Annotated in this window: 20 protein-coding genes; 17 read left to right on the top strand and 3 right to left on the bottom strand. The window is 40.0% G+C overall.

Going from position 1 to position 22,104, the window contains the following annotated elements:
• Positions 1 to 191 precede the first annotated feature (191 nt).
• Together AB7942_RS05375 and AB7942_RS05370 are read left to right on the top strand one after the other, a co-directional pair.
• Positions 192 to 1,193, top strand: a complete 1,002-nt coding sequence (locus AB7942_RS05375; protein ID WP_369446091.1) for a DUF418 domain-containing protein — start codon at positions 192 to 194, stop codon at positions 1,191 to 1,193.
• Positions 1,194 to 1,354: 161 nt separating this feature from the next.
• Positions 1,355 to 2,815 carry a PAS domain-containing sensor histidine kinase gene (locus tag AB7942_RS05370; protein ID WP_369446090.1) on the top strand — a complete coding sequence of 487 codons (1,461 nt, stop codon included), beginning with the start codon at positions 1,355 to 1,357 and terminating at the stop codon, positions 2,813 to 2,815.
• 66 nt (positions 2,816 to 2,881) lie between these two features.
• On the opposite strand, the gene AB7942_RS05365 is transcribed toward AB7942_RS05370, so the two are convergent.
• Positions 2,882 to 3,418 (bottom strand): ribonuclease H-like YkuK family protein, encoded by a 537-nt coding sequence (locus tag AB7942_RS05365; protein ID WP_088085197.1) that lies wholly within the window; start codon positions 3,416 to 3,418, stop codon positions 2,882 to 2,884.
• Positions 3,419 to 3,834: 416 nt separating this feature from the next.
• Between AB7942_RS05365 and AB7942_RS05360 the strand changes: the two genes are divergently transcribed.
• The 11 genes from AB7942_RS05360 to AB7942_RS05310 all read left to right on the top strand — a co-directional run bounded on the left by AB7942_RS05360 (position 3,835) and on the right by AB7942_RS05310 (position 15,025).
• On the top strand, positions 3,835 to 3,993 hold the full coding sequence (locus AB7942_RS05360) for a hypothetical protein (RefSeq protein ID WP_369446089.1): 159 nt from the start codon (positions 3,835 to 3,837) through the stop codon (positions 3,991 to 3,993).
• A gap of 215 nt (positions 3,994 to 4,208) precedes the next feature.
• Complete coding sequence (locus AB7942_RS05355) at positions 4,209 to 5,282, top strand: DUF2157 domain-containing protein (RefSeq protein WP_369446088.1); 1,074 nt, start codon at positions 4,209 to 4,211, stop codon at positions 5,280 to 5,282.
• Positions 5,275 to 5,805, top strand: coding sequence for a GDYXXLXY domain-containing protein (locus AB7942_RS05350; RefSeq protein ID WP_369446087.1), 531 nt, complete (start codon positions 5,275 to 5,277; stop codon positions 5,803 to 5,805). Before AB7942_RS05355 ends, AB7942_RS05350 begins: the two co-directional genes overlap by 8 nt.
• A 185-nt stretch (positions 5,806 to 5,990) precedes the next feature.
• Complete coding sequence (locus AB7942_RS05345) at positions 5,991 to 6,587, top strand: biotin transporter BioY (protein WP_369446086.1); 597 nt, start codon at positions 5,991 to 5,993, stop codon at positions 6,585 to 6,587.
• A 194-nt stretch (positions 6,588 to 6,781) separates the two neighbouring features.
• Positions 6,782 to 8,557 (top strand): sensor histidine kinase, encoded by a 1,776-nt coding sequence (locus AB7942_RS05340; protein WP_369446085.1) that lies wholly within the window; start codon positions 6,782 to 6,784, stop codon positions 8,555 to 8,557.
• 7 nt (positions 8,558 to 8,564) lie between these two features.
• Positions 8,565 to 9,362, top strand: coding sequence for a response regulator transcription factor (locus AB7942_RS05335; RefSeq protein WP_369446084.1), 798 nt, complete (start codon positions 8,565 to 8,567; stop codon positions 9,360 to 9,362).
• Positions 9,363 to 9,456: 94 nt separating this feature from the next.
• On the top strand, positions 9,457 to 10,767 hold the full coding sequence (locus tag AB7942_RS05330; protein WP_335397472.1) for an extracellular solute-binding protein: 1,311 nt from the start codon (positions 9,457 to 9,459) through the stop codon (positions 10,765 to 10,767).
• 86 nt (positions 10,768 to 10,853) lie between these two features.
• Positions 10,854 to 11,729, top strand: a complete 876-nt coding sequence (locus AB7942_RS05325) for a carbohydrate ABC transporter permease (protein WP_369446083.1) — start codon at positions 10,854 to 10,856, stop codon at positions 11,727 to 11,729.
• Between the two features lie 16 nt (positions 11,730 to 11,745).
• Positions 11,746 to 12,645: a carbohydrate ABC transporter permease gene (locus tag AB7942_RS05320; RefSeq protein WP_483310837.1), complete on the top strand. Its 900-nt coding sequence runs from the start codon at positions 11,746 to 11,748 to the stop codon at positions 12,643 to 12,645.
• Positions 12,646 to 12,720: 75 nt separating this feature from the next.
• Positions 12,721 to 13,371 (top strand): YesL family protein, encoded by a 651-nt coding sequence (locus AB7942_RS05315; RefSeq protein ID WP_369446082.1) that lies wholly within the window; start codon positions 12,721 to 12,723, stop codon positions 13,369 to 13,371.
• 43 nt (positions 13,372 to 13,414) lie between these two features.
• Positions 13,415 to 15,025 (top strand): glycoside hydrolase family 43 protein, encoded by a 1,611-nt coding sequence (locus AB7942_RS05310; protein WP_369446081.1) that lies wholly within the window; start codon positions 13,415 to 13,417, stop codon positions 15,023 to 15,025.
• Positions 15,026 to 15,617: 592 nt separating this feature from the next.
• Here the strand turns inward: AB7942_RS05310 and AB7942_RS05305 are convergent.
• Complete coding sequence (locus AB7942_RS05305; protein ID WP_369446080.1) at positions 15,618 to 16,565, bottom strand: iron-hydroxamate ABC transporter substrate-binding protein; 948 nt, start codon at positions 16,563 to 16,565, stop codon at positions 15,618 to 15,620.
• 352 nt (positions 16,566 to 16,917) lie between these two features.
• Here AB7942_RS05305 and AB7942_RS05300 point away from each other — a divergent pair, with 352 nt between their 5' ends.
• The 4 genes from AB7942_RS05300 to AB7942_RS05285 are packed head-to-tail and all read left to right on the top strand — an operon-like array spanning position 16,918 to position 20,773.
• The gene (locus AB7942_RS05300; protein WP_369446144.1) at positions 16,918 to 17,904 is read left to right on the top strand and encodes a FecCD family ABC transporter permease; all 987 of its coding nucleotides are present in this window, start codon (positions 16,918 to 16,920) and stop codon (positions 17,902 to 17,904) included.
• Complete coding sequence (locus AB7942_RS05295) at positions 17,904 to 18,923, top strand: FecCD family ABC transporter permease (protein WP_369446079.1); 1,020 nt, start codon at positions 17,904 to 17,906, stop codon at positions 18,921 to 18,923. Before AB7942_RS05300 ends, AB7942_RS05295 begins: the two co-directional genes overlap by 1 nt.
• Before the next feature lie 13 nt (positions 18,924 to 18,936).
• Entirely contained in the window at positions 18,937 to 19,761 is an 825-nt protein-coding gene (locus tag AB7942_RS05290; protein ID WP_369446078.1) for an ABC transporter ATP-binding protein, read from the top strand.
• Positions 19,762 to 19,777: 16 nt separating this feature from the next.
• Complete coding sequence (locus AB7942_RS05285; RefSeq protein WP_369446077.1) at positions 19,778 to 20,773, top strand: NAD(P)/FAD-dependent oxidoreductase; 996 nt, start codon at positions 19,778 to 19,780, stop codon at positions 20,771 to 20,773.
• A 116-nt stretch (positions 20,774 to 20,889) separates the two neighbouring features.
• Here AB7942_RS05285 and AB7942_RS05280 read toward each other — a convergent pair whose 3' ends face one another.
• The gene (locus AB7942_RS05280) at positions 20,890 to 22,098 is read right to left on the bottom strand and encodes an MFS transporter (protein ID WP_369446076.1); all 1,209 of its coding nucleotides are present in this window, start codon (positions 22,096 to 22,098) and stop codon (positions 20,890 to 20,892) included.
• Positions 22,099 to 22,104 lie beyond the last annotated feature (6 nt).

Raw genomic sequence — 22,104 nt, 5'->3', positions numbered from 1 at the left:
CCTATGAAACAGGGCTCTGACTTTTTATGGTTGTTTTTTTAAAAATGGAAGAACAATGATGTAATGATAGAACGATTGTGGCAAAGCTAAAAATATTAAAGGCTGACAGGAAGCATGCTGTCAGCCTTTTTAGATTGGCAAAATAGTTGAATATCTTGTTAACGGTTATAATGATAGTGGAGTTGATTAGGATGAATGCGAAGGAGATATCCACACGGATCGATGTTCTTGATTATTTACGGGGATTTGCACTAATGGGGATTATCCTGGTTAACATTATTCCATTATTGTCGATTAAGTTACCAATACCCCATACAACTGATGCATCGTACTTGAGGTTTTTATATTTATTTGTAGAAGGCCGCTTTTATACGATCTTTACCTTTTTGTTTGGTGTGGGGTTTTATATATTTATCTCCAGGGCAAATGCGAAGGGGAAAAATGGATATGTTTTGTTTTTGCGGCGAATCCTCGTGTTGTTTATCTTTGGATTAGTTCATGTGCAATTTCATCCAGGGGAAGCATTAACGGTTTACGCTATTTGCGGTCTGATTATTTTACCTTTTTATAAAGCGAACAAGGTTGTAAATCTTGTTTTTGGAATGGTCATGCTGCTCGTCCTAAGTTTGTATGCTCAGAAAATGTTTATGGTGGTTCCATTGATGTTGTTAGGAATTGCCGCCGGGCAGTACCGGCTATTTGAACGAATATCAGATCGATGGAAAGTGACAGCTGTTTTCACAGGGGGGATGTTTGTTTTAAGTGTGGCGGGTCTTATTTATCAATATCAGCATGCCCCGTTTGATTTTGGATCAGGTGGTGAGTCCATAGAAACGCAGCAATTCTTACGGATTGGAATCACGATTGGTCCAATTGTCTCTGCTTTTTATATCGGGCTGATGATTTTGCTTCTGAATTTTCCTGTTGTCCGGCAGGTCCTGTCACCTTTAAAGAGCTACGGACGGATGGCGCTGACAAACTATGTTTCACAAACAGCTCTAATCCTGCTCACTGGAAAAGTTTTCGATTTATTTAATCTATTGACGTATGTACAATCTCTTAACCTGTGTGTTGCGATTTATGTCATCCAACTTATTTTCAGTACGGTCTGGACGCGGTTCTTCAGCTTCGGACCATTGGAATGGGTGTGGCGCGCGCTGACCTATTTCGAATTCCCGCCAATGCGTAAATAAAATACTTATCCAATCCTAAATTGTCCATGTGAGGTGGACAAATTCTAGCGAGTGTCTTTCGGTGGTGCCTGACACCATTTTGTAAAATACTTCTTTTCTTTATCGAAAAACTCTGTAAAATGGAGATTAAGAGTATAATTGATGTGTTTGGAGAGATCTCTATGTCGAAGAGTTTCCCGATTTTTACGAAAGAGAATGAATCTGTGGTTTATAATCCAGATGATTTAATTGACTTATTTCTTGACTGTACCGCAGACGCGATTTGTATGGTCGATATGGAGAATCGATTTATTCGAGTGAACCATGTGTATACGAAGATATTTGGCTATACAGAGGACGATGTCATCGGAAAAAGAGTTGAGGAATTTTCCACTCCTGACATAGTGCATGATATTATTGAATCAGTCAAAAGTGGTGAAGCATATCCTGATATGGTTACCCAAAGATACCATAAAGACGGAAGCATACTTGATATTGCTGTTTCCTATTCTCCCTTTCGAAATTCATGTGGGGAAATTATTGCTGTTATTGCAATCTTTCGCGATATAACAGAGCATATAAATATTGAAAGAGAATTAAAAAAGACACGTGAACTGTACAAGCTTATAACTGAAAATACATCGGATATGATTAAGGTCTATTCGTTAGATAAAAAGATAGTCTATGCATCTCCTTCTCATGAAAACGGAATTGGATATACTCCTGACCAGTTAATAGGTAAAACCGTATACGATCTTATCGTACCTGAGGAAATAGACCATTTTGAAAGAGTTTATCAAAGGTTAATAGAAACAAAGGAACCACAACTGCTGCAAACAAAGTTACAAGCAGCTGATAAGGAAGTAATATACTCGGAGACCACTTTTTCTCCTATTTTTAATGAACAAGGAGAAATTGATTCCTATGTGACGGTGGGAAGGGATATTACAGACCGGGTAAAAAATGATGATGCCCTCCGAAATTTAGACCGGCTTTCGATTATTGGCCAATTGGCTGCGGGAGTTGCTCATGAAATACGAAACCCGTTGACTTCGTTGAAAGGGTTTTCAAAGCTTTTGAAAGATACTAGGAACCAAGAAAAACAAAGTGATTATTTATCAATCATCATGAACGAATTAGATCGTATTGATATGATTGTGAATGAATTTATGTCGTTGGCGAAACCTCAAGCCATTCAATTTGATCAAGAAAATCTAAATTCAATCTTAGAAAGCACGGTTAATATACTTCATCCACAAGCTTTATTACATGATGTGCAAATAATCAGCCATTATCAAAAGGATAATATTGATTTGCTTTGTAATCCCAATCAGTTGAAACAGGTTTTTGTTAATTTTTTGAAAAATGCAATTGAATCGATGCCGTTTGGTGGAAATGTGAATATTCATGTGCAAAGGATAGAAGGCAAACGAGTGCAGATTAGCTTTTCGGATGAAGGGATGGGCATTGACGGCGAACTTATGCACTATTTGGGAACTCCCTTCTATACAACCAAGGATAAAGGAATCGGACTTGGCCTAACCGTCAGCAACAAAATCATCCAGGAACATAATGGTACTATGAAAATCGACAGTCAACCTGGGAAAGGCACCACTGTAAAAGTTGAACTGGAATGCTTTTAATAAGGATGTAAAAAAGGGTGTCAGGCATCATTAAGGGACAATTGTCCCACGTGGTGCCTGACACCCTTATTTGGTGTAACGATTTGCATAGCTAGAAGCAACAAAGGCATTTGGTTTGATTTTCGGTTCAACCCCCATCGATTCGATTCTCGTTACCATTTCTTTTACAAACTCACTCGTCTTGTTTCGTTTACCAGCACCGATATCAATGTGCCCCTCCATTGTGAAGGTTGCTCCTTTATATATATAGGGGAGGACAAGATTGATCAACTCATTTTTCCTTTCTTCGTTAAACAGCGATACAATTTCCTCAGTTAAGGATAATTCAAGGGAAATCCGTTCATGTAAGTGAGTCATTTTTCTAGGAATAATGACTTTCCTTATGCACGCCCATACTCCTTTTCCTTTATTTTGAATCACAATTCCTGTGATAAAAACAGTTGTGGATCTATGGACTTGAGAATCTGTGCCAACCATTAGTCGATAGTTCCCACTTGGATCTAACTTCATGAATGCTACAATCCGTTCAAAAACCTGTTCGAACGACATTCCATTCTCCTGAAGATTTTGAAACAAATCGTGATAAGCCCCGTTTTTTTTCATCTTGAAGCACCACATCTTTCCTTTCCAACTAAAAAATTTAGTCTCGACTCTTACTCCTATCTTATGGAAAGTGATTTATTGTCGTGCAGCCATTGAAAGTATTTGATCTTTATTGAAATGTATGTAGATAGGTGAGCAAAAATGCATGGGTGTGACACCTTAGGGTGTCAGGCACCGTCCGTGGACAAACGCTTCATTTGTCCGTACTGGGAGGACAGCGCGAAGACTGCTCAGTATTGATTCGGTTTTGAATTATGCTCAATTAACAACGGAAAATGGAATCTGCTAACCCTATATAGAAATTAATAGCCTTGGAACAACCTTTTTTCTAAAAACAATTATTTGCCTAACAATATTTGTGCCAGTCCATCATTAGATAAAGAAACGAGATTTTATCTAGATTGGGATGGATGGAAATGGCAAAGAGAAACCGAGGGAAAACAATCAGCTACCTGCCTTCAAATGGCCGGGGAACCTGCCCGCTGTGTGAAAGGACAAGAATCAAGCTCCTATATCCGCAAACAACAGAAACAAACCAAACCATCAAAGTTTGCAAAAACTGCCGGGATAAATAAACAATGGTGTCAGGCACCGCTCATGGACATTTGTCCTTTTGCGGTGCCTGACACCTTTTTCTTTTTTTAGTGATATCAGGCAAAGGGGGTCATACACTCATTTTTTAAAAGGATATTAACACTAATTGTCGAATAAACTTAACTGTAGTGCAATTAGCCTAAAGTGGTTGTGAGCGTGTAGTCCTAAATAAATAGATGTTAAAGGGGTGGGATGGATGGCGAAGCGGATTGTAAAACAGCATGAATTAAATTTTTTAAAGCGGGAGCTTAGGTTCTTAGAAGATTCAGAGATTCTTCCTGCAGGAAAGGCCAATGAGATAGATGAGATTTACGAGGTACAGAGACTTTCTTTCACAAAAACACTTTTGTATGTGGGTTCTATTTTGATTGGCGCGGGGGTACTCAGTTTTATCGCGAGTAATTGGGATGAGATTGGAAAAACAGCGAAGCTCCTGTTAATTATCGCGCTGTTCGTTGCCAGTAATCTGGCAGGATTTAAAATGGAAAGGAACTATCCAAAGACATCTAAAAGCCTTTATTATGTAGGTGTTCTTGTGTTCGGGGCGGGGATTTTTCTTGTGGAGCAAATGTTTCATCTCGGAACAAATTCACAAAATGCTTTTTTATGGTGGTCGCTTGGCATTTTGCCATTAGCATGGGTATTACGGGATAAATGGATCCTATTAGCATCTTCCTTTTTTGTCCTCCAATACATGCTGGATGGACAATATCTCGAAGGGGTAAATATCCCATATTGGACACTGCTTTGGATTGCTTCCATTTATTTACTTAATGAAAAAATAGGGTTTTCAAAAGTAACTGGATTTGTCGCTGGCTTATTATCGTTAGCATTTATCGGGACGGTCATTAGCTTTTTTGTCAACCGCTATGACTATACTGATTTTCCTTACGTGTATGGATTAATCTATTTGGTTATAGGCGTAGCTCTAGTCCTCTCAAGAGGGAAAATTAGAGACATTTACGTTGTCTTGGGATACCTCGTTCATGGTGCCGCAGCGCTATTGTTATCTTTTGAAGATACCTGGCCAATGGATTGGATGTATATTCCCTTTTCGGTCATCTATGTGCTCTATGTATTGTACTTAATTAAAAAAGGAAGTTTGCTCAGTATCATTATTCTATGTGTCATGATCTTCCGTTTTTACTTGGATTTATCCTTTGAGTTTTTGCCGAAATCGTTCGTATTTATTATTGGAGGATTCCTGCTCCTAGGTTTCGGTTTTTATTTTGAAAAACAAAGGAAAAAAGGGGTGAGTGTGCATGAATAAGCGAGCAAAGCAGTTGGTTTTGGCCTGTTCCGTACCGGTGCTGATTTTGTTAGGCATGTGCTTCGCGCCCCTCTATACCATGTTAACGGGGGTGGATATGATTCTCAAAACCAAACCGTTGGACCCATCCGACCTATTTCGAGGCGATTATGTGACCCTTCAATATGAAGCTGAAGAAGTCCCGATAAGTTTGGTGGATAAGGCTGTGGTCTCACGATTGCAGGACCAGGGGGGACAGTTTGATGTTTTCGTTCTTATGGAGAAAAAGGACGGAGTCCACACCCCCATTAAAGTCAGCCTTGAAAAACCCGATAAAGGAATATTCCTAAAAGGAACAATAAACTATATTGATAAAGGCAACCAAGGACAAGAAATTGCCTTCATTGAGTACAATCTGGATAAATACTTCCTTGAGGACAACACCGGGGCAGAATGGGAAAAAGCCTCTGCTAAAGGAGAAATACTAGCCAAACTAAAAGTAAACAACGGCTATGCCGTCCTGACCGATATCACAACCAAGTAAAAGTTGGTGTCAGGCACCGTACGTGGACAAAACTGCCTTTTGTCCACGTGGAGAGAACAGTGGTCTTTCTCGGTGCCTGACACCTTCTTTCATTACTAATGTTAACTTAAATTAAAATTAGGTTGACAATACAGCGCTCAACCATATATTTTAATATTATAACAATTAATTATTGGGGTGGGAGAATGATGAAGAAATTAAGAGCGTTGGATATAACACTAGTGGGGATGTTTGTAGCATTAATGGCGATTGGGGCAAATATAACCTCGTTGGTGCCTTTTATGGTGGTGGGAGGAGTTCCAATTACACTCCAAACCTTTTTCGCTATCCTGGCAGGAGCTATTTTGGGGAGCCGGTTAGGATCCATAGCGATGACGGTTTATATGCTAGTTGGCTTTGTGGGCGTTCCTGTTTTTGCTAAATTTGGGGCAGGTCCATCCACAATTTTTAGTCCTACCTTCGGCTTTATTCTATCGTATATTTTTACAGCGTTTATCATTGGAAAAATCGTTGAGAAGAAGAAAACTGTCGCAGCCTTTATCATCGCCTCCTTAATCGGAATGGCTGTAAACTACTTCTTCGGTACTAATTGGATGTATTTTGCCTATAAGCTTTGGGCTGCTGCACCAGAAGGATTCACTTATAAAATGGCCTGGTTATGGATGGTTGTTCCGCTTCCAAAAGACATAATCTTAGCCGTCCTTGCCGGAATCATGGCCCACCGACTAGAAAAAACCGTCCTTTCAAAAGGACAATTTAAACATTTAAAGCGTGTTTCTTAAGGGCATCAAGTTATAAACAAACTAAGGGTGTCAGGCACCGCTCGTGGACATTTGTCTTTTAGCGGTGCCTGACACCCTTTTTGTGACCTTTTTTCGAAGTAATTGCTTGATACGAAGTTTTTAGATTATTCGGGTGTTATACATATAATTTACAAGGGCATTTTGATATAATTCAGGAATAATGGATTTATATATTGATAGAAGTTATTACAGAATGGGTGATTACAATCATCAGGTCACGATTGAGAAGCTTAAATACCCTGCGTAATCAGATTCTAGCTGTTTTTTTGTTTGTTATGATGATTGTTCTTGCGATTGTTTCCATTATGGTATACAACCAGGTTGGAACTTTAATGAAGGACAATGCAGAGGAACAAATTCAGCAAACAGCAGTTGAAGCAAATGGAAGAATGGAAACATTATATAGACAAGTGGACACACTGTCGAACCAATTGGCGACGAATGGCACCGTCCAGCAGCTACTGTTAGGGATCGTTGACGGGGATATCATGGATTTCGCCAAGCAGCAATCGTTAATCAAAGTCATCAATAATTTCTACGCCTACTCGGATGGGATTTCCAGCTTTGAACTATTTACATCTAAGGGGAAAAGAATTTATCCTTTTGATAATAAGCACTTATCTAACCGCATTCAACCGAGATGGATAGAGGTAGCGGATAAAGAAAAAGGACGATTAGTATGGGTAGGAAAAGACCCGGCCAATACCAATTATTCTTATGCCATTAGAAGAGTGAGTTTAATAGACCATTGGTTTTCAAACGGGGGATATTTGGTCGTTCGGATCTCTAACAGCTATTTTCAAGTAAAAGAGAACATAGAGGAACATGGAGAAAAGGGGTATATGATGCTCCTTGATCGAGACTTAGCTCCAATTACTGATAATTATGGAATTGATATTCAGAATATGCTTTTAGAAGGACAAAAAGCCGTTACTATTAATAAAAAAGAGTTCATGATAGTAAAGGAATCGTCCAAACTGACGGGCTGGACATTGGTTATCTTAAAGCCGACGAGTTTCCTTTCAGAACGTGTCTCAGCGGTACGTCCCTTTATTTTACTATCGGGTGTAATCGGATATATCATTTTCTTTGTCTCTTCTATTTTTTTGGCGACGATGATCACGAGGCCTATTAAGCGACTAACCAATACAATGAAGAAAGCTAAAATGGATGAATTAAAGATAAATCCTGGAAGTTCCGCGTCGTTGGAAATTATTGAACTTAATAATACTTACAACCAAATGGTCGAAAACACGAATCACCTAATACAAGAGGTGTATGAAAAGGAACTGTTGCGGAGTAGAACTGAATTGAAAGCGCTTCAATCCCAAATTGATCCCCATTTTCTTTACAATACATTAAATGCCCTTTACTGGTCATTAGAAGAAAAGGGAGAAGAGGATTTGGCCGGGACAGTCATTGCGATGTCAGAGCTTTTCCGCTATACAATTGGAAACAAAAATAGTGGCGAATGGGTAACCATTCACGATGAACTTGAACATATTGAACGCTATTTGCAGCTGATGAAAATGAGGCTGGGGGACCGATTGATATGGTCTATATCGGTGCGGCCAGAATTCATAGATATAAAAATACCAAAGCTTATCATTCAGCCTTTAGTTGAAAATGCAATAATCCATGGAATTGAGAAAAAGAGAAAGCAAGGTACCGTCTTTATACATGTTGAAAAAGTGGACGACTCCTCAAATATCACGATAACCGTAAAGGACAATGGTTCAGGAATGGAGGCGGAAATGCTTTCACAAATTAATCACGCGATAGAAATGGATGGTGAGTCTTCCATTAAAGGAATGGGGATGGCTCTTACCAATGTGAATAAAAGAATTCGACTTTATTATGATCAATACAATTTGAAGCATCTATACCTAGATAGTGAACAAGGCGAGGGAACAAAGGTTACATTTGAAATTCCAGAGCTGAGGAGGTAAATAACAGATGTCTACCAAGACTATCTTAATCGTCGATGATGAGCAAACAACAAGACAAGGCTTGAAAAAAACACTGGAAATATGGTCCGCGGGAAAATATGAAATAATAAGTGCTACTGATGGACCTGAGGCATATGAGCTATTTGGCAAACATAAAATTCACCTTCTAATCACAGATGTTTGCATGCCTGAGATGGATGGTTTGAAACTGTTGAAAAACATTAAGGATAGAGGATATAAGCCCGTTGTGATGATTATTTCTGGACATCCTGATTTTGAATATGCTCAGGAAGCAATTCGTTTGGGAGTAATTAATTATCTCCTGAAGCCGTTAAGTAAACAAAAACTAATTGAAGCAGTTGAGCAGGCATTGGAAACAGAAGCTAACATCGAAAGGGCAGACCATCTAGAAAAAGTTGCCGATCAAAAGCTACTGAATGTGGATGCTCGGAAAGACCTCTCGAATTCTCTAATAAAAGATGCAATTACATTCATAAATAAAAATTTAAATAGGCAGGTCAGCTTAAAGGAAGTGGCTGATACTGTCCATTTAAATGCCAGTTATTTCAGTGTTTTGTTTAAAGAGAAAACCCGTTTGACATTTAGTGAATACTTGACGAGAAAAAGGCTGCAAATGGCCAAAAACCTTTTATTAACCACGGATGCACATGTCGAAGATATCGCCCAGCAGGCAGGCTATCAGACAGCTAAGTATTTCATTAAAATCTTTAAGGATTATGAGGGAATTACACCAAGCAAATACAGAAAAGTGGCTGTCCTTGACGAAGCACCTATCCAAAAATAGTGGAATTTCCCCCAATCGCGGTTACCTTACCGTGATTTTTTATTAGTGCTAAAATTCAGTATGTAAGCGAAAACAATTTATTGGGGGTTTTGAAATGTTTAAGAAAGCGTATACATTGTTGCTAGTACTTGCACTGCTTCTTACAGCTGGTCTTGCGGGCTGCAGTGGTTCTGACAAGGCTAGCAATGAGAGCAGTTCCAAGAAAACGATTAAATTCATGCATCTTTGGCCTGCCGGAAGCTCCAAACAACAAAATTTGATCGTGTCAGATATTATCAAGCAATACGAGGCAAATCATAAGGATGTAAAAATTGAGGTTGAAGTACTTGAAAATGAACAATACAAGAACAAAATGAAAGTTCTTTCCGCATCTAACGAGCTTCCAGATGTAGGTTTTACATGGGCAGCTGGATATATGACTCCTTTCGTTAAAGGAAAGCTTTTTTCACCACTTGATGATGTATTATCTGGCGGTTTGAAAGATTCTTTCGTTAGTGGAACAACAGAAGCATATGCGTTAGACGGCAAAACTTATGGTCTTCCACTAGAATTAAACATCGCTCCTATTTATTACAATAAAGAAATTTTCAAAAAATTTAATCTCGAAGTACCACAAACTTACAGTGAATTCACAAATGTTGTGAAAACACTTGCTAGTAAAGGTGTAGCACCAATTGCACTTGGAAATAAAGATCGTTGGACTGGATCTCTATGGTATATGTACCTTGCAGACCGTTTAGGCGGTTCTGAGGTTTTAAACAAAGCAATCGATCGTACTGGTTCATTTGAAGATCCTGCCTTAGTAACAGCTGCAGATGAAATTCAAAAACTTGTAAAAGAAAATGCATTCAATAAAGGATTTAATGGTTTGTCTAATGATGAAGGAAAATCAGAATTCTTAAATGGAAAAGCTGCTATGTACCTAATGGGGACATGGGAACTTCCGAACTTCACGACAAATGAAGAAATTCCACAAGCATTCCGTGACAATGTTGGATTCTTTAAATTCCCAACAGTTGAAGGCGGTAAAGGGAACATCGACAGTTGGGTTGGCGGTCCAGGGGTTGGCTTGTTCGTATCTGAAAACTCAAAGGTTAAGCCTGAAGCAAAAGAATTTGTTAAATTCTTTGTTGAAAAATGGGGAGAGCAATCTGTTGAAAAAGCAGGTGTAATTCCAGCTACTAAAGTTGATACTGCCAAAGTTAAATTGCCACAACTTTATATTGATGTATTAAACGAATTGAATAAAGCTAGCAATCTAACATTATTCGCAGATGTTCAAATGAGTGCATCTGTTGCTGAAACACATTTGAATCTAATTCAATCACTGTTCGGGAACGAAGTGAATCCAAAAGATTTTGCTAAACAACACGAAGATGCGTTAAAGGCTGACGAAGGCAAATAATCGCAACTTAGAAAAAAGGGGCATATATCTTTACTTTTGGTATGTGCCCCTTCATTTTATCCTGTTTGCAAAGGAGTTGAACCGTAATGAATAGAGTTATGTCCAATAAAAAGATAGTTGCTCTGTATATCGCACCAGCGCTTTTTCTTATCCTTTCCTTGATTTATGTCCCAATTGTCCAAACCGGATATTTTGGCTTAATGAAATGGAATGGAATCGGAGAGATGGAATTCATTGGCTTAAAAAATTATGCCCATCTGATACAGGATTCCTTGTTTTGGGAGAGTGCCTACCACTCCTTAATACTGGCAGTTTTTTCAACACTTAGCTTGATTGGTTATTTATTCATCTCGATGATATTGGCAGGCAAAATAAAAGGAGCAGATTTGCTTAGAAAAATCTATCTGATTCCCATGCTGCTTGCATCTGTTGCCATTGCGCAACTCTGGCTGAAAATTTACCACCCTACAAATGGAATTCTAAATAGTGTTCTGGTTTCACTTGGAGTTGAAAATCCACCCGCATGGCTAGCGGAACCAGGCATCGCGCTATACGCGATTATCGTCCCGATTATCTGGCAATATGCAGGCTTTTATATTTTGATCTATTATGCAGCATTGAAAAACATCCCGGATTCCCTTGAAGAAGCTGCGAAAATTGATGGAGCTACGCCACTTCAAATTGCATTAAAAATAAAAATTCCATTAATCATGAATGTAATCAAGGTAACAATTGTTCTTGCAGTTGTCGGATCATTGAAATATTTCGACTTGATTTATGTTATGACTGATGGAGGTCCAAACAATTCCAGTGAGGTTATGGCTTCATATATGTACCATAAAGCATTTAAGGGCTTTGACTTTGGGTACGGAAGTGCTATTGGTTTCTTCTTATTAATCATCTGTTTAGTTGTTACGTATATCATAAGGAAACTTACCACACAGAATGACGATATTTATTAAAAGAGGGGGGATTTAGGTGAATACGGTGAAAACGACTGGATCTCCGGTAATCATAAATAAGGAAAAATCGAATCTAGCGAAGAGCCCATTCCTTAATCGCGCAGCCTATGGAATTATGTACCTATTCCTTATTATCATAGCAATTTTTCAAATCTTTCCGATCATCTGGTTATTTCTTTTCTCATTGAAAAATAACCAAGAAGTTTTTAATATGTCTCCCTTTTCCTTGCCAGCACAGCCAAAGTGGGAAAATTACCAAAAGGTTTGGACAGAGGGGAACATTAGCCAATACTTTTTCAACAGTATCACCTACACGGTAGTAGCGGTTGTATTGACTGTTATTTTAGCAAGTATGGTAACCTTCGCCCTTACGAGAATGAACTGGAAGGGCAGTAAATTGGTGTTGGGCTTATTCATGGTAGGACTAATGATTCCGGTCCATTCCACACTGATTCCTTTATTTAATACTTTTACAAAAATAAACCTGATTGATAATCCGCTTTCCGTCATCTTAGCCTATACTGCCTTTAATCTGCCAATCACAATTATGATATTGCTTGGATTTTATGAGGCACTGCCAAGAGAGGTAGAAGAGGCTGCTGTTATGGACGGAGCTTCGATTAATCATATATTTTTCCGGATTACCCTGCCAATGACTGCACCAGTTATTGCAACAGCAGCGATTATTAACATGATATACAACTGGAATGAATTTGTTTTCGTCAACACATTTATTAGTTCAGACAGCTTTAAAACGCTGACAGTTGGAATTCAGAACTTTATTGGTCAATATACAACGGACTGGGGTGCAATTGGAGCAACACTTGTTATTAGTATCCTGCCAATTCTGATTGCATTCTTAATCTTGAGCAACCGAATTGTCGAAGGAATTGCTTCCGGTTCAGTAAAAGGCTGATTTATTATAATCTAGCAACCTATGAAAATAGGATGGAAGGCATTGAGGGAAACTTGGGATTAGAGGTGAAAAACCGTGCAATTTGGAAAAACGATGGGGAAACTGTTCACTTTTTGTGAGTGGATCATGAGGCTTGCATACGTCAATCTGTTATGGTTTCTCTTTTCCCTAGTAGGATTGGTTCTGCTGGGAATCATGCCGGCAACGGTGGCTCTTTTTACGATCGTCCGAAAATGGCAGTTGAAAGAAACCGACCTCCCCATTTGGAAAACGTTTCTTTCCGTTTACAAACAAGAATTCAAAAAATCAAATGGATTGGGTATATGTATCGGATTGAGTGGGGTATTTATCATTTTTGACTTTCTTTACTTGAGAACAGTAGGGGGAGCGCTCCAATTTACCTTTTTCATCCCATTACTGATTATCACAGGATTTTACGTACTTACCCTTGCTTATATTTTTCCAGTCTATGTCCATTTTGAATTAAAAACTTTGGATTATATAAAAAATGCCTTTTTCTTAAGCGTACTTAATTTCCACATGACAGTATTGATGCTGGCAGCTTCAGCAGCGATCATTTTCTTGAATTTGTACCAAACAAGCTTCATCCCATTTTTTAGTGCTGCAACGATTGCTTGGATACTGATGTTTGGAGGGAATTATTGCTTTAACCGGGTGGGGGCAAGACAAAAGAAGGTAAGTAGTGCTGGCAGATATGGTAAGTGATAAAACGAGCATGAATATTAGTTGATGAACAGGAGTGTTAAAAATGGCTACAATTCAAAATCCCATTTTAACGGGTTTCAATCCAGATCCGTGTATTTGCCGGGTTGACGAAGATTATTATATTGCGGTGTCGACATTTGAATGGTTTCCAGGGGTGGGGATTTACCATTCCAAGGATCTAAAAAACTGGCGTTTAGCAGGGAGGCCGCTAAACCGGTTAAGCCAGTTGAATATGATGGGAAATCCGGATTCGGGAGGAATATGGGCACCGGCACTAACCTATCGTGATGGTCAGTTCTGGCTGATTTATACGGATGTAAAGGTGGTTGAAGGTCAATGGAAGGATTGCCATAATTACCTTGCTACCTGTGAAACGATTGATGGCGAGTGGTCAGACCCTATTTATTTGAATAGCTCAGGTTTTGATCCCTCATTATTCCATGATGAAGATGGAAAAAAATATTTGGTCAACATGAATTGGGATCATCGTATGGGTCATCACAATTTTTACGGGATTTCACTTCAGGAATACAGTCCGGTAGAACAAAAGCTAGTTGGTAAGGCTGAAATTATTTTTAAAGGAACAGATATTAAACTAACGGAGGCGCCGCATTTATATAAAATTGGCGACTATTATTATCTATTAACAGCTGAAGGCGGCACGAAATTTGATCACCAAGCAACCATTGCGCGCTCTAAACAACTGAGGGGTCCATACGAGGTACATCCGGAGAACCCGCTGATCACGTCGTTCCATGCCCCGAGGATTCCTCTTCAAAAAGCGGGTCATGCTTCGATTGTACAAGCTCATACTGGTGAGTGGTTCCTTGTTCATTTAACTGGAAGACCATTGTCCAGAGAAGGCCAGCCTTTGTTAGATCCCCGTGGCTACTGTCCACTTGGAAGGGAAACTGCGATCCAGAGACTAGAGTGGAAAAATGATTGGCCATATGTTGTCGGAGGAAACCAGCCATCTGTTGAGATAGAAGGGCCAAGGGTGGACGAAGTGAAGTGGGACAGGGACTTCCCTGAGAAAGACGAATTTGATACAGAAATGTTGAACCCGCATTTTCAGAGCTTACGGATCCCATTAGGGGAGAAAATCGTTTCATTGAAAGATAACCCTGGTCACTTGCGCCTGTACGGGAAAGAATCGTTAACTTCTAAATTCACACAAGCATTTGTGGCAAGACGTTGGCAGCATTTTACCTTTAGCGCGGAGACAAAAGTTGCCTTTAACCCGAATACCTTCCAGCAATCTGCGGGCTTGGTGAATTACTATAATACACAGAACTGGACATCATGCCAGATCACCTGGAACGAGGACAAAGGGAGAATCCTTGAACTCATGACCTGTGAAAATTTTACCTTTGACCAACCGCTTCAAGGTCAAGAAATTGTCATTCCAGAGGATGTTGAATATGTGTATCTTCGTGTGGATGTGAAGACGGATGTATATCAATACTCCTACTCTTTCGATGGTGAGAACTGGTCAGTGATTCCAGTAACATTCCACTCCTACAAGTTGTCGGACGATTATATTCAAGGCGGCGGCTTCTTCACCGGCGCATTTGTAGGCATGCAATGCCAAGACACATCAGGCCAAAACCTGCATGCAGATTTTGACTACTTTAGTTACAAAAACAACAATTGATACTATTTTACATTTAAGTTTGTTGTTGATATCAAAAAAGGTGTCAGGCACCGCTCGTGGACATTTGTCCACGAGCGGTGCCTGACACCCTCTTTTTATTTAATAATATCTCCACATTAGCAACCTCTTTAACATAATCTCTTAACTTATAATAAAGTTAAGAAATTGATTTTTATAATTGGAAAAAAACTAATCAAACGTTTGATTAAATGGGACTGAGACCATGGCAGATCTGGTCTTTTTAATGAAAATGAAAAAACTAATCAAGCGTTTGATTAAATGAATTTGAGGCCATGATAGATTTGATTTTTTTAGGGAAATGGAAAAACTAATCAAACGATTGATTATATCGTGTTCAAGCCATGATACATCTGGCTTTTTAAGAAAGGTGAAAAAACTAATCAGACGTTTGATTAAATCCTAGTAGCAGTAATAAACCTAATAACACACCAGCTTAGTTTGTCTTGTATAATGAGAAAGAATTAAGCACCGTTAATGATCTTCAAAAGGACATCTCCTGCCGTAACATAAGCTATATTGATGAAAAGGCGTCATCCTAAAAATAGGATGACGCCTTTTGAAATTTTAGCCATTATTTTTTAAGGGATTTTACAACTTCGTCAATTGTTTTTTCACTGGCGATTAAACCGTTGATTGTCCAGTTGCTTGGGTCGTTCATTTCATATACGTGGCCATTTTTTACTGCATCAAGACCATTCCAGATGGAACTCTTCGCCAAAAGGTCTAAGCCCGCTTCGCCTTTTTTGCTGACAAGGAAGATATGATCTGCTTTGATTTCTGGCAATTTCTCAAGAGCAATTGGATCCCATTGAACGGCAGCTCCGCCAAGACCTTCAACGAAAGCAGGCTGCTTAATGCCTAGATCGCCGTATAGAACGTTTGCGCTGAAACGATTGTTTTCCATCAAGTAAAACTTATCGGCCATTACCCAAAGGATGGCGGCAGATTCATCGCCAATTGAATCGTGGACTTTTGCTTTTGCATCAGCTACTTTGGTATCGTAATTCGCTAAGGCTTCTTTAGCTTCATCCTGTTTATTTAAGATCTCACCCATTTGAGAAAGCTGTTTGCGCCAATCAGCACTAACCTCGTCCTTATAAACGTATGTTGGAGCAATTTTTTTATACTCTTCATACTGTCCTTTTTGGATGGAGGATTGAGAACTGAAAATAATTAAATCAGGGTTATTACTGATTGCCTGTTCTAGCGGAAGGTCCCAGCCGATTTTGGGAACGTCTTTTAACTCGGGCTGCAAATAATCTAAAACCGTGTCACCGATTGACCATTGAGCTGCGGGTCTTACACCTAATGCTACCAATGAATCCTCTAAATAAGGAGCGATGATTCGTTTCGGATTAGCGGGTATAACCACTTCACCCATCGCATCAGTTAATTTCACCTTGGTATTTTTATTCTCCGTTTTCTTGTCCGTATCTGATTTATCGGAATTACTGCATGCACTTACCAAAAATAACATTAGTAATAAAGTAAAAGATAAATAAAAGCGCTTTTTAAGCATATATAAACCTCCTGAGATAGTGAATACCTGATATAATGGTAATGATAATCATTTTCATTTGTGATGTCAATAAACAAAACAAGTGGATTAGCGCTACTTTGTGAAGGGAATTTGAAGGATATTTATGGAAACACTTTTTATCCTACTATTATATTGAAAAATCAAGGGTAAATATCTATACTTAATGATAATGATTATCATTCTTTTTATAGCGATTCAATTATACTTGTCAATTTAGTAATATACCCAAATGTTCTTTTTTTATCTAGAAGAGGTGTAAGATTTGAAAGGAAATGCAAAGCAACAAGACGGAGACTCTTTAGAACTTCATAAAAACAGATTAAAAACAGCCATTAAAGCAACTTTAATATTAATTGTGGGATTGATACTAATCTTAATCTCGATGGGTTTATCCATTGCCTACGGTGCAGCGGATATAAAGCTGGCAACGGTGTGGGAGGCTGTGTCACATTTTAACCCTGAACTTACTTCCCATCAAATCATCCAAGAAATCCGCATGCCGAGGGCGGTTGGAGCCGTTTTAGTCGGAGCATTACTTGCCGTTTCAGGTGCCGTGATGCAAGGTTTGACACGGAATCCGCTCGCATCTCCATCCATCATGGGAGTGACCGATGGGGCTGCGTTTGCGTTAGTCATTACCCTTGCTTTTTTTCCGACAGCGACCATGTTGGGTTTAACCTTTTCATCCTTTATAGGAGCAGGATTAGGTGTTATCCTTGTTTTTACAATCGGGGCATTTTCAAAGGGAGGATTGACACCAGTAAAGCTTGCACTTGCCGGAGTGGCTGTTGGCTCAATGCTCAGTGCATTCTCAAGCGCCATTGCGCTTCATACACAAGTCGCAAAGGACATGAGTTTCTGGTATGCAGGTGGATTAACGACAACTTCTTGGGGGTCCGTTAAGATTTTACTCATCTCTGGTGGACTTGGGCTATTGCTCGCCCTGTACATCTCAAAGTCAATCACCATTCTTAGCTTAGGCGAAGAGGTTTCAAAGGGGCTCGGTCAAAATACACTTTTAGTAAAATCACTTGGCGTAATTGTTGTATTGGTGCTAACTGGTGCAGCAGTATCCGTTGCCGGCGCCATTGGTTTTATTGGACTGGTGATTCCACATATTACTCGTTTTATCATTGGGTCCGATTACCGCTGGATTATACCAATTTCTGCTGTATTAGGCGGGCTGTTACTGGTGCTCGCCGATATTGCAGCAAGAATGGTGAATGCCCCGTTTGAAACTCCGGTCGGAGCCATAACGGCCATCATCGGTGTTCCCTTTTTCTTATACCTAGCTCGCGGGGAAAGGAGAGGGCTGTGATGACTCAAAGGAAAGTAAAACAGAAAAAATTTATCGTCGTAATTAGTCTATTATTTATCCTAACGATTATCACTTTTATCATAAGCTTAAACCTTGGTGTGGTCCGGATTGCCCCACTGGATGTGTTTAAGACATTAGTTGGGATGGGAACAGCCCGGGATCAACTCGTTTTAGTTGACTTTAGGCTGCCGAGAATGATTCTGTCATTATTGATTGGTGCAGGATTAGCGGTCTCTGGGGCCATTTTGCAAGGTGTGACGAAAAATGATTTAGCGGACCCTGGGATTTTAGGAATTAACACAGGGGCAGGGTTCATGGTCATCCTATTTATCTACTTCTTTCAAGGCTCTATGAACAGTGTGAGTACGTTTGGCATCTTTTTAATGCCGCTATTCGCCTTAATAGGAGCAGTAATTGCGGCATTCCTGATTTACGTATTGGCATGGAAAAAAGGAATTGACCCAGTCCGGTTGATTTTAGTAGGAATTGGTGTGAATTCTGGCTTTGGCGCCGCGATTGTTATTTTTCAGTTAAAAATGAATCCGCAGGACTTTATGCAGGCGGCTGTATGGCTATCAGGTGATATATGGGGAGCTAATTGGAAGTTTGTTGCCATTCTTGCACCCTTAATCCTGCTTCTGCTTCCTTTTGCCTTATATAAAGCACACACCTTAAATATCTTGAATTTAGGTGATCAAGTCGCGACGGGTCTCGGCATTCGGGTAGAGAAAGAAAGACGGCTATTGCTTTTAGCAGCAGTAGCACTCGCAGGGTTTAGTGTGGCCGCCGGGGGAGGAATTGCTTTTCTGGGATTAGTAGCACCTCATATTGCCAAAAGATTAATTGGGCCAAAGCACCAACTATTTCTGCCAATAACAGCAGTGTTAGGGTCGTTCCTGCTTTTATTGGCAGACACGATTGGCAGAAACCTTCTCGCGCCAACACAAATACCGGTTGGAATTGTTGTAGCAATATTTAGTGCACCATATTTTATCTTTTTACTAATGAAAGCAAAATAAGGGGGAACGGATTGTGGTTTCACTTTTTACCGAGAATCTTCAGATAGGCTATGGAGACAAGACGATCGTTGAAAACTTGAATTTACAGATAAACAAAGGGGAAATTACCACTATTATCGGCGCCAATGGCTGCGGGAAATCTACCATTTTAAAAACATTAGCCCGTGTCCATGCAGCTAAATCTGGTATTATCTATTTAGATGGAAAGATGATTCACAAAGTCCCAACAAAGGAAATTGCAAAGAAAATGGCCGTCCTTCCGCAAAGCCCTGAGGCACCGAACGGATTAACCGTCTATGAATTGATTTCCTTTGGTCGTTCCCCGCATCAAAGCGGATTCGGCAGGCTGTCGGATAATGATCGCAAAATGATTGATTGGGCTTTAGAGGTTACCGGGCTTACTTTATTCGCTGACCATCCTGTCGATGCACTATCTGGTGGACAACGCCAGCGGGCATGGATTGCAATGGCAATCGCACAAGAAACGGACCTATTGCTGCTAGATGAGCCAACAACGTACCTCGATATGGCACATCAGTTGGAGATTTTACAGCTGCTTGAAAAATTGAATAAGGAACAAAGCCGGACAATTGTTATGGTCATTCACGATTTAAATCATGCGTCGCGTTTTTCCCATCACATGGTTGCCCTCCGTGCTGGTAAAAAGGTCAAAGAGGGAACGGCAGAAGAAGTGATGACCCCGGAAGTTTTAAAAACTGTTTTTCAAATCGACGCAGAAATTGTAAAAGATCCACGGACGAAAAAGCCGGTATGTCTTTGCTATGATTTAATCCAGAAAGATCATAGTTTCGACAAACGAAAAGTCATGAATTTCTAGTTAGAAGCGGGATTGGGTGGGGAATGATATGAAAATTTATGATGTAACCATTATCGGCGGGGGTCCAATTGGCTTATTCACCGCATTTTATTGTGGGATGAGAGAGTTGGAAACGAAAGTAATAGAATTTCTTCCATACTTAGGCGGAAAGGTTTCCTACTTCTATCCCGAAAAAGTCATCCGAGATATTGGCGGGATTCCGGCTATTTCAGGAGAAAATCTAATCAAACAGTTGGCGGATCAGGCACAAACCTTTAACCCGACGATTGCTTTGAATCAACAGGTTGTCGGATTGGAAAGATTAGAGGATGGGACTTTTCTTTTAACAAGTCATAACGGTGAGAAGCATCATACACGTACCATTATTCTAGCAACCGGTTTTGGGACGTTGAAAAGTGCAAAGCTTGACGTAGAAAATGCTGTGAAATATGAAGGACGGAACCTGCGTTATGGGGTTGAAAGGCTGAGTGACTATAAAGATAAACATGTGCTCATTTCCGGTGGCGGCAATTCGGCCGTTGATTGGGCCAACGAGCTGCTGCCGATTGCCAAACATATTACAGTGGTGCATCGCAGACATGAATTTTCAGGACTGGAGCGAAATATCAGTAATTTGCGTAAATCTGCTGCGACCATCCTAACCCCGCATGTTTTAGACGCCTTACATGGGGAGAATGATCGAATCGAGAGTGTTTGCGTCAAAAACATCGAAACTAACGAGACTCAAGTGATTGAAGTAGACGAAGTTCTTGTCAATCATGGCTTCTGTATTGATCTAGGTCCGATCAAGGGATGGGGTTTAGAATTCGAATATGGAAACATCAAAGTAGACAACAGGATGCAAACCAACATCGAAGGAATTTTTGCCGCGGGCGACGTCGCAAACTACCCAAATAAATTACACCTAATCGCAGGCGGATTCTCAGAAGGACCCACTGCAGTAAACAGCGCCAAAGCCTACATAGAACCCGAAAAAGAACTAAAGCCGATCTACTCAACCACCCACTTTTAAGCTGGTGTCATTTTAAAGAGGAAGTCAAAAAGGGGTGTCAGGCACCGTTCGTGGACATTTATCCGTGTGAAGTGGACAAAAAGGCATCATCCAATTTGGATGATGCCTTTTTGTGATTAGGTATCTTGTTTTGCTGTTCGGGTCCGGTTTTGAAGGTATTTGTGTCTTGAATAGAAGACCGTTGTCATGATGATTGATAAACCCCCGAACAGGACGCACATCAGTTGCAGGCCGATTAGGTCGAGGAAGAAGCCGCTAATGAGCAGGACAATCTGATAGGTAATCCGGTCCAGCATATTCCGGAAAGAAAAGAATCGTCCGTGAAAATCTTTCGGTACCTTTGTTTGGAAAATGGTGGAAGCCGTTGGGAAAAAGCAGCCAACAGAAAATCCAAATAATGCAAAAGCAACGATGGTCAACAGCGGTATATCAGCTAAATAAAGAAGCAGCTGAGATCCACCAATCAAAAAGGAACAGGCAAACAAGATGATGTAAGGTGAAGTGCGGTCACTAATTAATTTAATGAAAAAAGCGCCAATCATAAAGGAAATACCCTCTGCCGTGTAGATCCAGCCTTTTATGGCTGAACTATCCTGGAGTTCACTAATGTTAATGACGACAAGGTTAAAGCCGCCCAGAAACAGGACGGGGACCAATGTCATGATCAGCGTCATAAAGACAATCGGCAGACCTTTAATAATCGGAAAAACGTCTTTAAAACTTGTTTCTTCTGATGGGCCTTTCTTTGCGGTCTGATGATCCTTTGATTCATCTATATTCAAGAAAAAAGTGAGAATAAATATTCCGATATACGCTACCAGTGAGCCAACATAAAGCATCGCTAAGGGCAGGACAACCAACAAAATTCCAGCCACGGCTGTTCCAACAATGCGCGACAAGGTCGATACGTTCATATGAACACCGTTCAATTGGAGCAAATCCTTATCTGCGACAATCAGCGGCAGTGCTGCTTGAAGAGCAGGAAAGTAAAAAGCAGCTGAAATCTGCAGCAGAACTAAAAATACAACCATCCACCAGATGGATCCTGTTGCAATTGCTATTAACATAAAGACAACACTGATAGCCCTTACAAATCCAGCCAACAGCATAACTGTTTTCTTACTTGCTTGATCGGTAAGTTTGCCAGCATAGGGCCCAACCGCAATCCCAGCGAGCAGTCCCGCTGCTAGAAGGAGCGATTTTAAAAAGTCCGAAGGAAGCTTCTCTTGCATGAATTCTAAATTACCAATAATGCCGAGCCACAAACCTAGACCGGCAATAAATTCCCCTGTTAACAAAATCCAAACATTCTTGTTCCTAAACATAAACGG

This window comes from Neobacillus sp. BF23-41, assembly GCF_041106275.1.
This window is presented reverse-complemented; position numbering and strand designations above follow the sequence as displayed.